General features: G+C 61.0%; 14 protein-coding genes. 7 read left to right on the top strand and 7 right to left on the bottom strand.

Going from position 1 to position 14381, the window contains the following annotated elements; genetic code table 11:
• Positions 1-38: 38 nt before the first annotated feature.
• Together GGR39_RS10305 and GGR39_RS10300 are read right to left on the bottom strand one after the other, a co-directional pair.
• Positions 39-443, bottom strand: coding sequence for a DUF2946 family protein (locus tag GGR39_RS10305; RefSeq protein WP_246388608.1), 405 nt, complete (start codon positions 441-443; stop codon positions 39-41).
• A 422-nt stretch (positions 444-865) separates the two neighbouring features.
• Positions 866-1477, bottom strand: coding sequence for a PaaI family thioesterase (locus GGR39_RS10300; protein ID WP_183617040.1), 612 nt, complete (start codon positions 1475-1477; stop codon positions 866-868).
• Here GGR39_RS10300 and GGR39_RS10295 point away from each other — a divergent pair.
• The 4 genes from GGR39_RS10295 to GGR39_RS10280 all read left to right on the top strand — a co-directional run bounded on the left by GGR39_RS10295 (position 1448) and on the right by GGR39_RS10280 (position 5493).
• Complete coding sequence (locus GGR39_RS10295) at positions 1448-1669, top strand: hypothetical protein (RefSeq protein WP_343055852.1); 222 nt, start codon at positions 1448-1450, stop codon at positions 1667-1669. The genes GGR39_RS10300 and GGR39_RS10295 overlap by 30 nt on opposite strands.
• Positions 1670-1782: 113 nt before the next feature.
• Positions 1783-2445 (top strand): TetR/AcrR family transcriptional regulator, encoded by a 663-nt coding sequence (locus GGR39_RS10290; RefSeq protein WP_242867145.1) that lies wholly within the window; start codon positions 1783-1785, stop codon positions 2443-2445.
• A gap of 292 nt (positions 2446-2737) precedes the next feature.
• Positions 2738-3940: an acyl-CoA dehydrogenase family protein gene (locus GGR39_RS10285; RefSeq protein WP_183617039.1), complete on the top strand. Its 1203-nt coding sequence runs from the start codon at positions 2738-2740 to the stop codon at positions 3938-3940.
• Positions 3941-4182: 242 nt separating this feature from the next.
• On the top strand, positions 4183-5493 hold the full coding sequence (locus GGR39_RS10280) for a hypothetical protein (RefSeq protein ID WP_183617038.1): 1311 nt from the start codon (positions 4183-4185) through the stop codon (positions 5491-5493).
• A 96-nt stretch (positions 5494-5589) separates the two neighbouring features.
• Here GGR39_RS10280 and GGR39_RS10275 read toward each other — a convergent pair whose 3' ends face one another.
• Positions 5590-6729 (bottom strand): amidohydrolase family protein, encoded by a 1140-nt coding sequence (locus GGR39_RS10275; protein ID WP_246388607.1) that lies wholly within the window; start codon positions 6727-6729, stop codon positions 5590-5592.
• 331 nt (positions 6730-7060) lie between these two features.
• Between GGR39_RS10275 and GGR39_RS10270 the strand changes: the two genes are divergently transcribed.
• The 3 genes from GGR39_RS10270 (at position 7061) to GGR39_RS10260 (ending at position 11082) form a co-directional block, all read left to right on the top strand.
• The gene (locus tag GGR39_RS10270) at positions 7061-8680 is read left to right on the top strand and encodes an AMP-binding protein (protein WP_183617036.1); all 1620 of its coding nucleotides are present in this window, start codon (positions 7061-7063) and stop codon (positions 8678-8680) included.
• A gap of 410 nt (positions 8681-9090) precedes the next feature.
• Complete coding sequence (locus tag GGR39_RS10265) at positions 9091-10143, top strand: NAD(P)-dependent alcohol dehydrogenase (RefSeq protein WP_183617035.1); 1053 nt, start codon at positions 9091-9093, stop codon at positions 10141-10143.
• 135 nt (positions 10144-10278) lie between these two features.
• Positions 10279-11082, top strand: coding sequence for a crotonase/enoyl-CoA hydratase family protein (locus tag GGR39_RS10260; protein WP_183617034.1), 804 nt, complete (start codon positions 10279-10281; stop codon positions 11080-11082).
• Positions 11083-11100: 18 nt separating this feature from the next.
• Here GGR39_RS10260 and GGR39_RS10255 read toward each other — a convergent pair whose 3' ends face one another.
• From GGR39_RS10255 to GGR39_RS10240, 4 genes are all read right to left on the bottom strand, one after another.
• Complete coding sequence (locus tag GGR39_RS10255) at positions 11101-11547, bottom strand: nuclear transport factor 2 family protein (protein ID WP_183617033.1); 447 nt, start codon at positions 11545-11547, stop codon at positions 11101-11103.
• Positions 11547-12524: an SDR family NAD(P)-dependent oxidoreductase gene (locus tag GGR39_RS10250; protein WP_183617032.1), complete on the bottom strand. Its 978-nt coding sequence runs from the start codon at positions 12522-12524 to the stop codon at positions 11547-11549. Before GGR39_RS10250 ends, GGR39_RS10255 begins: the two co-directional genes overlap by 1 nt.
• A 15-nt stretch (positions 12525-12539) precedes the next feature.
• Positions 12540-12971 (bottom strand): acyl-CoA thioesterase, encoded by a 432-nt coding sequence (locus tag GGR39_RS10245; protein ID WP_183617031.1) that lies wholly within the window; start codon positions 12969-12971, stop codon positions 12540-12542.
• 225 nt (positions 12972-13196) lie between these two features.
• Positions 13197-14375: an acetyl-CoA C-acyltransferase gene (locus GGR39_RS10240; protein WP_183617030.1), complete on the bottom strand. Its 1179-nt coding sequence runs from the start codon at positions 14373-14375 to the stop codon at positions 13197-13199.
• Between the last annotated feature and the right edge of the window lie 6 nt (positions 14376-14381).

Raw genomic sequence — 14381 nt, 5'->3', positions numbered from 1 at the left:
GGCGCATACAATTGCAGCCGCCGACGCGACGTTTGAGATCAGTAGAGAGGTGGCCCTCTCAGGGGCGGACGCAGATAAGGCGGCGCGGTCGAATTCGGTAGCGCCATCGGACGCAAGCCGAGAACCAGGATAAACAGGATGGTGATCGCCAGCAGAAGCGGATCGGCACCGGTAAACGCTGGCGCTGAAAGGCCAGCAAAGATACAAGGCTGCCCGGCCTTGTCTTGATGACCGCTTCCATCCGACTTTCCATGCTGCAGGCCGGGAATCGGCATTGCCATCGTCATCCGCCCAGTGCCGGAGCAGATACTGGCGACAATCTGATCGTTGGATACGGTCGGCATGAAGCCGGCCGGAATGACGACTTTCATCATCAGCGCGAGCACAAGAATTGCGCCGGCAAAGGGCCTATTGGCAAGCACAAGATCACGCAGCCGATGCAAAGGATGGGCTCGTGCCCGTCAGGATTGGCCTTGTCATGCAAGAACGTGGGAGGGATGTTTTTTCGTTGTCGCGTTCGATGGTGAGGCAGGTTCCGGAAGCTCGTAGCGCGGTTCTCGATGTGCGCTATCCCGATCCGGGTCACGCGGTGCTGGACGAAGACGAAGCCAAACTTCGGCCCGCTGACGGTATTGGCCAGTCTAGCCGACGGCCTCGGCATTGGCGTGCCCATTACCGAGATGAGGCTCGAGAAGAATTAGTGAACCATAGGTATCGATCTGGCGGCAAAGAGTGCGCTGTGGATAAGCGGGCAGGGCGCGTTAATAACGGGGCAGGCGATTGACAGAGACGGCGGAATCGCGATGAGGCCGCGATCTTGTTCCGTTCTGGCGCTTAAGCTCTCTGAACCTATTGCACCAAGCTTTTAGCGGATGGTCGGCACTACCTGGAACGTGGCACTGTAGCGCATGAGGATCTTGCCCGATGTTCCGCCCTGGCGGACCAGGCCCGCCATGAACAGAACACTCTTGCCGGCGCGGATAACTTCGGTTTCGGCCTCAATCCAGTCTCCGGGTGCTGCCGGGCCGATGAAGTCGCTGGTCAGCGATGCTGTGACGATGCCCTTATCCGCCGGGCGACGGGCAATACCGGCCAGCGTCATCGATGTATCGGCAAGCATGAGGAACATGCCGCCGTGCATGTACGAACCTTTGTTGCGATGCTTCTCGTCCACTCGCATGCCGACGACGGTTCTGTCATCGCGCTCCATACCGTATAAAGGGCCGACCAACTCATGAAACGGTCCGAGCGGGTCAAGCAGCGTGAAGCCTTCGGGAATGTCGTCGGTCTGAGTCATCGATATCTCTGAAACGGGAAGGCGAGGCATCAGCCATGGTGGTGGGGCGCGTATTTCGTCAAGCACGGTGAGTGGCGATATTTCCCTTGCGATGCCGCCCGTCGACCAGCCGAATGGCCAGTCGACGGGCGGGTCTTCGATGTCGTGCGCGTGAACCGGCTGGCAGACGCGATCCGCCATGCCAACGGCGCTACGCTGATGGTCGGCATCTATCCCGACGCGCGCCGCGTGGACTTGCCCGATCGCCCGGCGGCGCAAGGCTTGCAATGGGTGACCCGGATCGGCCGCGCCGGGATAACAGAGGCGGGACTGCCGCACGATGGATTCCTGCCGCTGCGGCGCTTCATCCGCTGGGTCAACGACGAGAATTGATCCCAGGCGGACATATTCGATTGCGCCGCCAGGCCGCTATAATCCCGGCGGCGGTCCGTGGCCGCTGGCGCGAAAAGTTACGGCTAAGGGATCGTGGTAACTCTTGCTCCTGCTTGACAGCCAAGCCCGCCTCTTCATTGGATATCGGCATGCCTGCCACTGAGTCCAAAACAAGCCCGCAAGCCATCATCGACACGGCCGAGCGCCTTTTTGGTGACCATGGCGTGCTGGGTGTTTCCATCCGCCAGATCGGGCAGGAGGCCAAGATGGCCAACAACTCGGCGATCAATTACCACTTCGGCGATCGGGCCGGGCTGGTTCGTGCGATCTGGGCGCACCGCTTGCCGGTTCTGGATCAGATGCGCACCGTCCTGCTTCAAGACCTTGAGCAGCAGGGCATGACCCAAGATCGCCACGGTGTCTTGCGCGCACTGATGCTGCCGACCTACCTTTATGTCGATGAGGATGGCGTCCATCGATATGCCGCTTTCTTTCGCAGCGTCATGCGATGGCGAGAAGGACGGCCGCTGCGCGCGCAGGAAATGCACGCTAGCCCGGCCAGTGAACGCGCACTGGGACTGGTGCAGGCCCTTGCGCCGGATTTACCGCACCAACTCATGATAGAACGACTGGTCTATGCCAGCGGCGTTTTTCACGACATGATCATCGACCGTGATCACGCCATAGCTGAAGATCACGAGGTCGCCCCGGAAGATGCATTCCTGCACGAAGCGATCGACATGATGGCAGCCATGATCTTTCGCCCCGCACCTTGATCGGGGGCAAGACCGCGCGGGACTGTTTGTTCTTCATCTCTGCCGCTTCGTTTTGCAGCTTCGCTTTGAACTAAGGCCCCCCGGGGCCAGATGCGACAGGTACGCGATCAAGACGCATGACCTTGCGCGTGTACTATCCAATCGCAGGGGCGACATTGACTGGGGGGCGCTTTACACGCGGCCCTCACGGCCTCACTGCCGCTCGTGAGGGGCTTGGTGACAAGCTGGAATTTTGAAGGCCGCGGCGACGTGTGAAACGGATCAGGCGGCAAGCTGACGAGGAGTTTGGTGCATGAGCGGTGAAGCATATCCGGGTGTGGGTGCCGAAAAAACGGCAGAAATTGTCGCCAAGGTAGAGGCGTTCGTCCGTGACGTCGTGATCCCCTACGAAGTCGATCCACGCCAGGACGATCACGGGCCCACGGATGCGCTGATCGTTGAATTGAAGGGGAAGGCGCGCGAGGCCGGGGTGCTGACGCCGCACATCCTGCCCGATGGCCAACACCTTTCCCAGCGAGAGACGGCAGCAGTGCTCAAGGCTTCGGGGCTATCGATCCTGGGCCCGCAAGCCGTCAACACCGCCGCGCCTGACGAGGGCAACATGTTCCTGCTCGGCAAGGTCGGCAGTCCTGAGCTGAAAGAGCGTTTCCTCAAGCCTCTGGTGGAAGGGAAGGGACGATCCGCCTTCTTCATGACCGAACCCGCCGATGACGAGGGGGCAGGTTCGGACCCATCGATGATGAAGACCACCTGTCGCCGCGACGGCAACCACTGGATCATCAGTGGACGCAAGAAATTCATCACCGGGGCCGATGGAGCGATCGTGGGCATCATCATGGCCAAATCGATCGAGCCCGATTCCGAGGGTGGGGCCTGCATGTTCATGGTCGACCTGCCCGACCCCGCCATTCGCACCACACGGGTGCTGGGCACGATGGACGATTCAATGCCCGGCGGCCATGCGGAGGTGGAGATCGACGACTTGCGCGTTCCGGCTGACCAGATGCTGGGCGAAGCGGGGGAGGGGTTCAAGTACGCCCAGATCCGCCTTTCGCCTGCGCGCCTGTCCCACTGCATGCGCTGGTATGGGGCTGGCGTGCGCGCGCAGGAAATCGCCACGGACTATGTCAACCGCCGCAAGGCCTTCGGCAAGTTGCTGATCGATCACGAAGGTGTTGGCTTTATGCTGGCGGAAAACCTGATCGACCTGAAGCAGGCCGAACTGATGATCGATTGGTGCGCCGATGCGCTGGACAGCGGCTCGATCGGTACCACCGAGTCGTCGATGGCGAAGGTCGCCGTGTCAGAGGCGTTGTCTCGCGTGGCGGATCGCTGCGTGCAGGTGATGGGCGGAACCGGGGTAACGCGCGACACCATGGTGGAAAAATTCTATCGCGAAATCCGCTGCTTCCGCATCTATGACGGCCCGACAGAGGTCCACAAGTGGAGCTTGGCGAAAAAGATCAAGCGCGATTGGAAGCACGCCAACGCCTGAATTCATCGCGGCGGCGGTCTCGTGATCGGACCGCCGCCGACAAGGGATTCAAGATTGCGACGCATGATCAGGGTTCCAGTGCTGGGGGGCACACCCGTAGTCATCACAGGCCCGATTTGTGTCGCTCAGCAGGCGGGGGTTCGCTCGCCGGGCGGTCAGCCCTTGCCTCGACAGGGAATAGCATCCATCATCCGCGCCATATAATTGCCCACGAGGGCTCTCTTTGATCAACGAACTGGCGTGTGACTTACGCCGTCTTCGTCGTGACAGCAGCACATATTGGGAGGGGTGAGGATGCGCCTGATAAGCCGATGATCAACGCTATTGCCACGCCGCAGCAATTTGCGGCCGAGCGCGATGTGGCCGCCATGTGGGAAACCGATGTCGTCAAGCGCGCCCGCGCGACGGTCGGCTATTCGTTCGCGATGGCCCACGGCATCGACGTGCCTGAGGATGAGCGCGAAACCTTCGATGCGGCAATGGATGAATATGTAACGAACTATCTATTCAAGGCCGCAGCCAGCGATGGCGCACATCCGCGTTTTGTCCGCGACTTCATGCCCGCATACGAATGGGACGGGCGACAAGTCCACGGCGCGCGAATGGGCGGCGATAACCCAGACAATATCTATCAGCTTGCAGGCATCACCCACGGTGGACGATATCGCGTCACCGGCACGTCAACGGGAAAGCCACCGGCGCAAATAAGCCTGACGCTGACCGGCAATTATGGCACGTCAGTCACGATCCATACGCTGGAAAGCCACGAGTTGCAGTGCGACGCGGACGGTGGTTTCGTGTTGACGATCGATGATCGGCCAGCGAACGGCCGGCCGAACCATTTGACGACAGCGCCGCATGTGAAATTCCTGTTCGTGCGACAGTCACTTGAAGATTGGGCCACGGAATGCGGCTATGCCCTGGCGATCGAAAGGATAGACCCGGTCGACACTCCACCTCTGACCGTTGGACAGATGGCGGAGCAGGGCGCATTCCGCGCTGCCGAAGAAGTGCCACTTTACTTCTGGTTTCACCGACTGTTCAGCGGCTTGCCAGTCAACGCCGTCAGGCCGCCGTTGATTTCGGCCAGTGTGGGTGGATTAGTGACGCAGGCCGGTGTCCAAGGCTGGTTTCAGCTTGATGCCGATGACGTGGTGCTGATCCGATACCAGCCCGCAGGTGCCGCTTACGTTGCCTTGGAACTGACCGACTGGTGGTTCCGGTCCTTGGAAGCTGACCGTCGAACCTCCAGTCTGACCCGTGCGCAGTCGGTCGCGGATGAGGACGGCTGGATCACCGTCGTCCTGGCTCGGCGCGATCCCGGTGTCATGAACTGGCTTGATGCAGGCGATCGCGAGCGGGTTCTGTTTCTGGGGCGTTGGCAGGGTTTACCGTCGCAAGTCATCGCGGGCGGACCGCAGATCGAAACGACCGTGATGAAGCGGGACGCGTTGCCGATGGCGTTGCTGGATCGTCAGGCAATCACGGCAGAAGGGCGCCAGCGGCAAATCGATGACAGGGTGGCGGCCTGGAACCGGCGCATCACTGTGTAGCTAGATTTACCAAAAAAACAGGCCCCTTTTCGAGCCTCTTTTCGCTTATAAATCGTAAGCGGCCGCCCCGGGTTTCCCAGGGGCGGCCCCCCAATATTACAGGTTCCAGAGCTTCTCAGCGTTGCGGCCGACGACGTCCTTGGCCTTTTCTTCGCCAAGCTCGTCGAAGATCTTTTTGATCTCGTTCCGGCTCTCCCCGAATACGCTCTCACCGTGCGGGTAGTCGCATGACCACAGCAGATTGTCGGTCAGGTCGTAATCGCGCGCCAGCTTCAGGCCAACTTCGTCCGACATGATTGCCGCATAGCACTGGCGCTTGAAGTAGAAGCTCGGCAGCTCCTTCAGCTTCGGGCGCATCTCGGTCTCATAGACCTGATAGATGCGGTCAGCATCCTGGAGCGTCCAAGGCACCCAGCCAAAACCGCCTTCGCAGAACACGACCTTGAGGTTGGGGTGCCGCTCCAGAATGCCCGAGAACGCCAGCAGGGACCAAAGCGGGCGATAGGGCCCGAGGTTCTTAGTCAGGTTCGCACCCAGTGCGCCCTTGCCGCGGAACTCAAGGTAGGCCCCGACGTGGAACATCACGGGGATGCCGCTGTCGGCGATCGCTTCCCACATAGGCTCCATCGCCGAGGAGTTGTAAGGGACGTTCTTGGGCGCCGACGGGATTTCCAACGCCTTCAAACCCCAGCCCTTCATTTTCTTGAGATATTCGGCAGTATCTTCGGGCTTGTAGATTGTGGGCAGAATGCCGACGCCAACAAGGCGATCCGGGTTGACGGCGCAGAATTCACCCAGCCATTCGTTGTAGGCATCCATGCAGCGTGTAAAGAACGCCTTGTCTTCCATGCGCACCAGGCTCATCGCGCGGCTGTGGAAGAACAGCGAGGTGTCGATACCCTCCGCGTCCATGTCCTTCAAGCGCTCCACGGGGTCCCACATACCGGGACGGCCTTCGCCAATGTGCGAATCCAGGCCGGGAACGTCATAGTCCTGACCATCCACCGACATGTGCCAGCGGTTATCGTCGTCCATCCACAGCTTGGGCGCGCGAGCTTTGTCGTCACCCTTCAGGCGCTTTTCCCAAAGCCCGGCTTCTTCCATGCCATGATCGTCGACGGAAATGATGCGAGTGCCCGCAGGCGGGCGCCAGCCGCTATCCTTGCTTTCGCGGTGCATCGGCCAAGCGATACCGCCCAGCGATTCATCTTTCGAAATTGTACCGAGATTGTCCATTTCCGCCTTCTCCAGTCCCTAGATCATTTCTACTCAATCTATTCATCTAGTGAGTAATGTATTCAACATAGAAGATTCGGCTAGTTTTGTCAAAGGCGAAAGAAGTCCCCCATGGGCATGCGTAAAACCCCAGCAAGGCCGCATCTTCTGTCAAAGGCCAGACTGGCTTGGCGACTGGGGATGATCCAAACGCGGTGAACGAGAATCGCGGCTGCGATATCTGGCTGGGTGGTTGCCTAGACGTGTCGGTTGGGTGGATGGATGATCGCCACAGGTCGGTCCGCCACGGCCCCGATACGGGGAGTGCGGACCATATCGAGGGAAGTGGAAAGTGACTGACGAGTATGCCGGTTTCAAAATCGGGCTGGACCACACGCTCCCCAAGGTGATCGCGCATGTCGCGCGAGCCTATGGCGACAAGCCGTTCTGCGTAGATGAGAGCGGCAGAGTTACCAGCTTCGCTGCATTCGAACGCCGCGTGGCCGGTCTGGGGGCTCGCTTGCTGGACCTTGGCGTCCGCATGGGCGATCGCGTGGCAATCCTGGCGCCTAATTCCTCTGAGTGGGTCGTAGCGGCGAGCGCGATTGAGTCGATCGGCGCGATGATGGTTCCGATCAATACCCGATTCAAAGGCCCTGAAATTCAGTATGCGCTGGCGCGGGCGGGTGTCGTCGTGCTGTTCACGGTCGGAGAGTTTCTGGGAACAGACTATGCCGGGATGACCATCGAAGCCGGCGGCGGCCCCGGCACTGATGGGAGGCCGATCCGTGATTTGCCGGGTCTGACCACGCTAATCCGTCTGGACGAACCCGGCTTTGCGCCAGACCAGGTGGACGATCAGGCGCGCGCTCGTTTCGAGATTGCGGCGGCGGCCGTCACGCCGGATACCACGGCCGACCTGATGTTTACCAGCGGCACCACCGGCCGGCCCAAGGGGGCGATGCACGGGCATGGCCAGGCGCTGTGGATGACCAGCCTGTTCAGCACATCCAACGACCTGGGACCGGACGATCGTACCGCCATCGTCAATCCTTTTTTCCATTCCTTCGGCTATCGCTCGGGCTGGGTCTCCGCGCTGATGGGCGGCATGACGATGTGGCCGGTTTCCACTTTTGATCCAGGCGCCTTGCTGGAACTGATCGAGCGAGAAAAGATCACCCAGCTTTCGGGTGCTCCGACGGTGTTCTACTCGCTCATGCAGCACCCGGATTTCGCAAGGCGCGACATTTCTTCGCTACGCAGCGGTCATACAGGAGGCGCCAAGACGCCGCCGGAGATCATCCGCGCGGGCTATGACAAGCTGGGTTTCGATATCTTCCTGACCAGCTATGGTCAGACGGAATCGACTGCGATGATCTCTACCAATCATCCCGGCGACCCGATCGATGCAATCCTCTATACAGTGGGTCGCCCTATCCCCCATACCGAGGTAAAGATCGTCTCGCCCGAAGGGGAAGAGATGCCGCAAGGCGAGCAGGGCGAACTGCTGGTGCGCGGTCCGAACGTGATGCAGGGCTATTTCGACGATCCGGAGCAGACCGCGAAGACGGTCGTAGATGGCTGGCTCTACACCGGCGATGTCGCCCGCATCGACGAGGATGGGCGGTTGCGCATTCTTGATCGCTTGAAGGATGTGGTGATCGTTGGCGGTTTCAACGCTTACCCCGTCGAAATTGAGATAATGCTGGGCTCTCACCCCAACATCGTGGAAGCGGCAATTGTCGGTCTGCCTGACGAGCGCATGGGCGAGGTGACTGCTGCTTTCGTGATCCCGCGTTCCGGCGCGACGATCGAGCAGGCCGATCTGACTGCCTGGTGTCGTGAGCGCATGGCGAACTACAAGGTACCGCGGCACCTGTTCGTCGTGGATGACATGCCGCGTACGCCCTTGGGCAAAGTGCGCAAGTTCGAACTGCGGGAGCAGGCCCTGGCGCAGATTTCGAACCATTGATTTGCCCCCGTGCGTCGTCGCCAAAAGCGGCGTCGCCGGGGACGGCGCGGTTTCAACGTTCCGGAATGCTGAGCCATTGTCCGGTGCGAACGGATACAATCACGGCTTCGACTACCTCTTGAGCATGCGCGGCCTCTTCAAAGCTGCGCGGGGCGGCAGCGCGAGCCGCGACCGGTTCCACCATTTCGTGAAACATTCTGCCGGTCAAAACCCTACGCCGCCGCTCAAGCAGAGATTGGCGGGGTTCATTCGCCAACGATTCATCGGACTGTTTTATCGACAATGCGATTGTCGCGCCGGCTCGGCATGAAGAGGGCGCGCGACATGGTCTTTCGCTTCGTCAGCCGCGATTGACAAGCCAAGTTCCGGCGATGATGGTCCCCCCGAGATACGAGATTGGGAGTTTCGCTATGACATCGACCTTGGCCTACGCCGCACTTTCTCAAGGTTCCACCGTCGAACCCTTTAAAATCGAACGGCGGGAACTGCGCGACGACGATATCGCGATGGATGTGCTGTATTGCGGTGTCTGTCACTCTGATCTTCATCAGATTCGAAACGACTGGCACAACTCCGTTTATCCGGTCGTGCCGGGGCACGAAATCGTCGGGCGGGTTACCGCTGTCGGGGCAGGCGTTACCAAGCATCAGGTCGGTGATACAGTCGCGGTGGGGTGCCTGGTAGATAGCTGCCGGGTTTGCGAGCCTTGCGAAGAGGGCTTGGAACAGTTCTGCGAGAAGTATCCGACGCCAACGTACAACGGCCAGGATCGCCACGACGGCAGCATGACGTTCGGTGGCTATTCAGGCCAACTGGTAACGAGCGAGCGTTTCGTCCTGCGTGTACCGGAAGGTCTCGATCCGGAGCGTGCCGCGCCGCTGCTGTGCGCAGGCATCACCACTTGGTCGCCGCTGCGCCACTGGAAAGTCGGTCCAGGCACGAAAGTGGCGGTGATTGGTCTGGGTGGCCTGGGCCACATGGGCGTAAAGCTAGCCGTCGGACTCGGTGCGGAAGTCACGGTGATCACCACGTCGCCTGGCAAGAGCGATGATGCCCGTACGCTGGGTGCGATCGATGTGCTGATCTCTAAGGATGAGGACGCCATGAAGGCGGCGGGTAGCCGCTTCGATTTCATCCTCGATACCATCCCGGTTCCACATGATATCGCGCCCTATCTGTCACTAGCCAAGCGGGACGGCTCAGTGGTCATCGTCGGTGTGATCGACATGGTGCCCACCTTCCATTCCGGCGTTCTGCTGATGGGGCGACGCGCCTTGTCCGCCTCGATGATCGGCGGGATCCCTGAAACGCAGGAGCTGCTCGACTTCTGTGCCGAGCATAACATCCTGCCTGACTGCGAGACGATCTCGATGGCAGAGATCAATCATGCGTACGAACGGATGGACCGGTCCGATGTGAAATATCGCTTCGTCATCGACATGAGCACGCTGGGCAAGGATTGACATAGGCCGGCCAGCGTCCTTTTGGCTTCCACCGAACGGCTGCCGCCCCATCGCTGTCGTGATTTTCCACGTCATGCGGTGGCGGTGGCCGATTGGGGAGACTAGGCCTCTTTCTTGCAATGCAGGAGGTTGAGCATGGGTGATTACGTTCGTTTGGATAAGCGCGACAATATCGCCATTCTGACGCTGAACCGGCCGGACAAGTTGAATGCAATCGGCGAACCGCAAGATTGCGCCGACTTGATCGAAGCCGTTCGCGCCATCAGTGATGATCGCGATATCAGCGCCGCGATTTTGACCGGTGAGGGGCGGGCGTTCAGCGCCGGTGGCAACTTGCGCGGCATGAAGGATCGCAACGGCATCGGCCCTTTAGAGCATCCCGCTTCCACCCGCACAAATTATCGCAACGGGATTCAGGGCATCCCCCGCGCGTTTCGCTCGCTGGAGGTGCCGATCATCGCCGCCATCAATGGTCATGCAATCGGCGTCGGTTGCGATATCGCATGTCTGTGCGACATCCGCATCGCGGCGGAAAATGCGAAATTCGCCGCAAGCTTCATCAAGATGGGCCTGGTTCCCGGCGACGGTGGCGCTTGGCTACTGCAGCGCGTGATCGGCTATTCGCGCGCCGCGGAAATGCTGCTGACGGGGGATGCGATCACCGCTGCCGAAGCGCTGGCTATCGGCCTGGTATCTCGCGTGGTTCCTGCCGAGACTTTGCTGGATGAAGCTCTTGCCCTGGCCGGCCGCATCGTCGTCAACCCGGCGCGGTCGCTGCGCATGGCCAAGCGCCTGATGCTGACCGCGCAGACGAGCGATCTCGATACGATCCTCGAAATGTCGGCCGCGATGCAGGCGATCGCGCATGAGACAGTGGATCACGCCGAAGCGGTTGACGCATTTCTGGAAAAGCGCTCGCCCGTCTTCACCGGCAAGTAGTCAGACGATGGGGCGGCTTCACGCCGCTCCACCGATGCGGCCCCAAAAGGCCTGGGCATCGGCGTCCAGCATATCCGCCCCGTAGGTGATCAGGTCATCCTCGACCCGGTACAGCATTGACCATTCATAGCTCAATCGTTCGCCCGTCGCCTTGCTTTCCCGAAAGGCACGGGCATGAACGAAGCCGCATTGCTCATCGATGCCGCTGATCGTCAGGATCTGGTCGCTGCGGGCAGACAAAGTGGCCGCGCACCGCGCGCTGAAATCCAGCATGGCTTGTCTGCCCACCAGCATCTCTTTCGTTCCGGTAGGACCGAAAAGGTGATGAACGCAGTCCGGGTGGAAGAAGCTGGCAGCATCGTCGTCGGCGGCCAGGAACAGATCCTGCCCGTCAGCATCGGCATCACCCCAGTGGAACATCCGCCGGAGCAATCGCTCCGCGGCGTTGAGGCCGCGCCCTGACATCAATCAAATACGCCTGCCTTGCGGCCACCCTCGGTAACGTCGAAGATTTCGTCATAGACGGTGTGCGGTTCGGTAAAGCCGGCGGGGGATTCGATCTGTGCGAAGTTTGCCGCCACATCTTCTACCGTCGCCGGCGTGTTGCCACGCGGTGTGTGCCAGCCTTCACCAGCGCAGATCCGCACGCGGGCATATCGGCCCCCATTCGAAGAGTAGATCCCGTGGCTTGCCTTGCAATCCTCGCTGACCAGATAGAGCGCCAACGGCGTGTTGAATTCTGGTACGGTGCGCGGCCCGACGACTTCGAATTCGCAGCGCTGCAGGGATGCGGCGAAAGCCGGAATTTCCATGTAGCCCATATCCATCTCGTCAGCGAGCCGTGAGACGGCGGTGGGCAGCAGCAGGTTTGACTGGATGCCGTATGCCGAGCCTTCCAGCGCGACGACATGGCTCAGGCCCATGAGCCCGCCTTTGCCGGCCGCATAATTGGCCTGCCAGGCATGGCCGAACATGGCTGAAGCCGATCCGGTGAACAGCATCCGCCCGTAATTGCGCGATCGCATCGCCTTGTAAGCGGGTTGGCCAACGTAAAACGCGGCTTTCAGGTGAACGTCCAGGATCGGGTCGATTTGTTGGTCGGTCAGGTCCTCAAAGCGCGAGTTGCGCAGGAATCCTGCGTTGCTGATCAGGATGTCCACCTGGCCAAACGCATCGATCGCTTTCTGCACGATCGCGGCGCCACCGTCGCGGGTCGCCACACTGTCATGGCTTGCTACCGCTTCGCCGCCGGCGGAGCGGATCTCGTCCACGACCGCATCGGCAGCCGTGGCGGACTCGCCCACGCCAGTGCTAGAGCCACCCAGATCGTTGACGACCACCTTGGCACCGCGACGCGCCAATTCGATGGCGTATGTCCGGCCAAGGCCATTGCCCGCGCCGGTGACAATCGCGACGCGGTTGTCGAAGCGAATTTCGGTCATGCTTGTGGTTCCTTGTTAGGAGATCGCGATGGAAGAGAGGGCAGCACGTTGCTCGGCGGTCAGTTCCACCGGGCGGCGGGTCTGGCGATCGACATAGACGTGGACAAAATGGCCGGTGGCCGCCGGGGCATCCTCGTCCGGCGTGAACAGCCCGATCTCGTACCGCACGCTCTTGCCGCCAACCCGTCCGGCGCGCAGGCGCGCGTCCACGATCTGGGGGAAATCGATACTGCGGTGAAACTCGCAGGCGCTGGAAACGCAAAGGCCGATGGATGGGGACGTTCCCATCGCGATGACGCCAGCCTGCAGGATGTAGACCGTCACCACCTGATCCATCATCGCATAGTAGATGGCGTTGTTGACATGGCCATATGCATCACAGTCCATCCACCGCGTTGGGATGTCCAACTGCCAGCGGTAGTCTTCGCGAGTGGGTCGATCGGTCACGCGGCCTCCCGGGTTCGTTGTGGTGGAGCGCTTCGCACCAGGCGCTCAGGCAGACGATGCGACCAGGCAGACAATGCCCTTCGCGCCCATCCCACACCGATATCCAAGCGATCTCTCCCGTTGTGACCGAACATTGGCCAACCGGGTATCGGGAGCAAGAGTGCCGGAAGGCATATCGTCAGCACGATGGGCGCCGCACCCGATGGAGCGACGCCTCCTGCCTTATCAGAGAACTTCGAAAAGTCCGGCCGCGCCCATGCCGCCAGCGGCGCACATGGTAACGACGGCGTATTTCTCACTGCGGCGCTTCGCTTCGATCAACGCATGGCCAACCATCCGTGACCCGGACATGCCGAACGGGTGCCCGATCGAAATCGCGCCGCCATCCACGTTCAGCCGAGCCGGATCGATCCCCAACTCGTCACGGCAGTAGATGACCTGCACGGCGAACGCCTCATTCATCTCCCAAAGTCCGATGTCATCGACCGTCAGGCCGGCGCGCTGCAGCAGCTTGGGAACCGCGAAGACCGGTCCGATGCCCATCTCGTCAGGTCCGCATCCTGCTACGGCGAAGCCGCGAAAGATACCGAGCGGAGCGAGACCACGACGGGATGCCTCCCCATCGCTCATCACGACGCACACGCTGGCACCATCGGACAGTTGGCTGGCATTGCCGGCGGTGACCGTGCCGCCTTCCATCACCGGCTTGAGCGAGGACAAGCCTTCCAGCGTGGTGGAGGGACGATTGCCCTCGTCCTTGGCGATCGTGACTTCTTCCTCGCCGGTTACCGCGCCGGCCTTGTCCTTGGCCAGCTTGGTCACGGTAAAGGACGCGATCTCCGCGTCGAAACGACCGGCATCCTGCGCGGCGGCGGTGCGCTGCTGGCTGAGCAGAGAGTACTCGTCCTGTGCCTCGCGGCCGATCCCATAGCGCTTCGCCACGGTTTCGGCGGTCTGGATCATGGAGTCGTAAGTGCCCGCGACATGATCGACGAGCCACGGATTTTCCAGGCGATCCGCACGGGTGTTGGGCAGAGCCAGCGAGCAGCTATCCAGACCACCGGCGATGTAGATGTCGCCTTCGCCAAGCCGCACGCTGTTGGCGGCGATCGCGATGGTATTGAGGCCCGAGGCACACTTGCGGTCCAGCGAGACGCCCGCGACGGACACGGGGAGCCCGGCCCGCAATGCCGCCATGCGGCCGATGTTGCCGCCCTGCGGGCCTTCCAGGCGGGCGGCGCCCAGCAATACGTCGTCGACTTCGGCGCCCTCCAGCCCGGCGCGGCGAGCGGCCTCACGGATGACGAGCGAACCGAGTTCGGCACCATCCAGATTGTTGAATGCACCTCGCCCGGCCTTGCCGATGGCGGTGCGGGCAGTGGCGACGATAACGGCATCAGACATGCAGAA

It is taken from the genome of Novosphingobium fluoreni (assembly GCF_014196615.1).
Lineage (GTDB): Bacteria > Pseudomonadota > Alphaproteobacteria > Sphingomonadales > Sphingomonadaceae > Novosphingobium > Novosphingobium fluoreni.
This window is presented reverse-complemented; position numbering and strand designations above follow the sequence as displayed.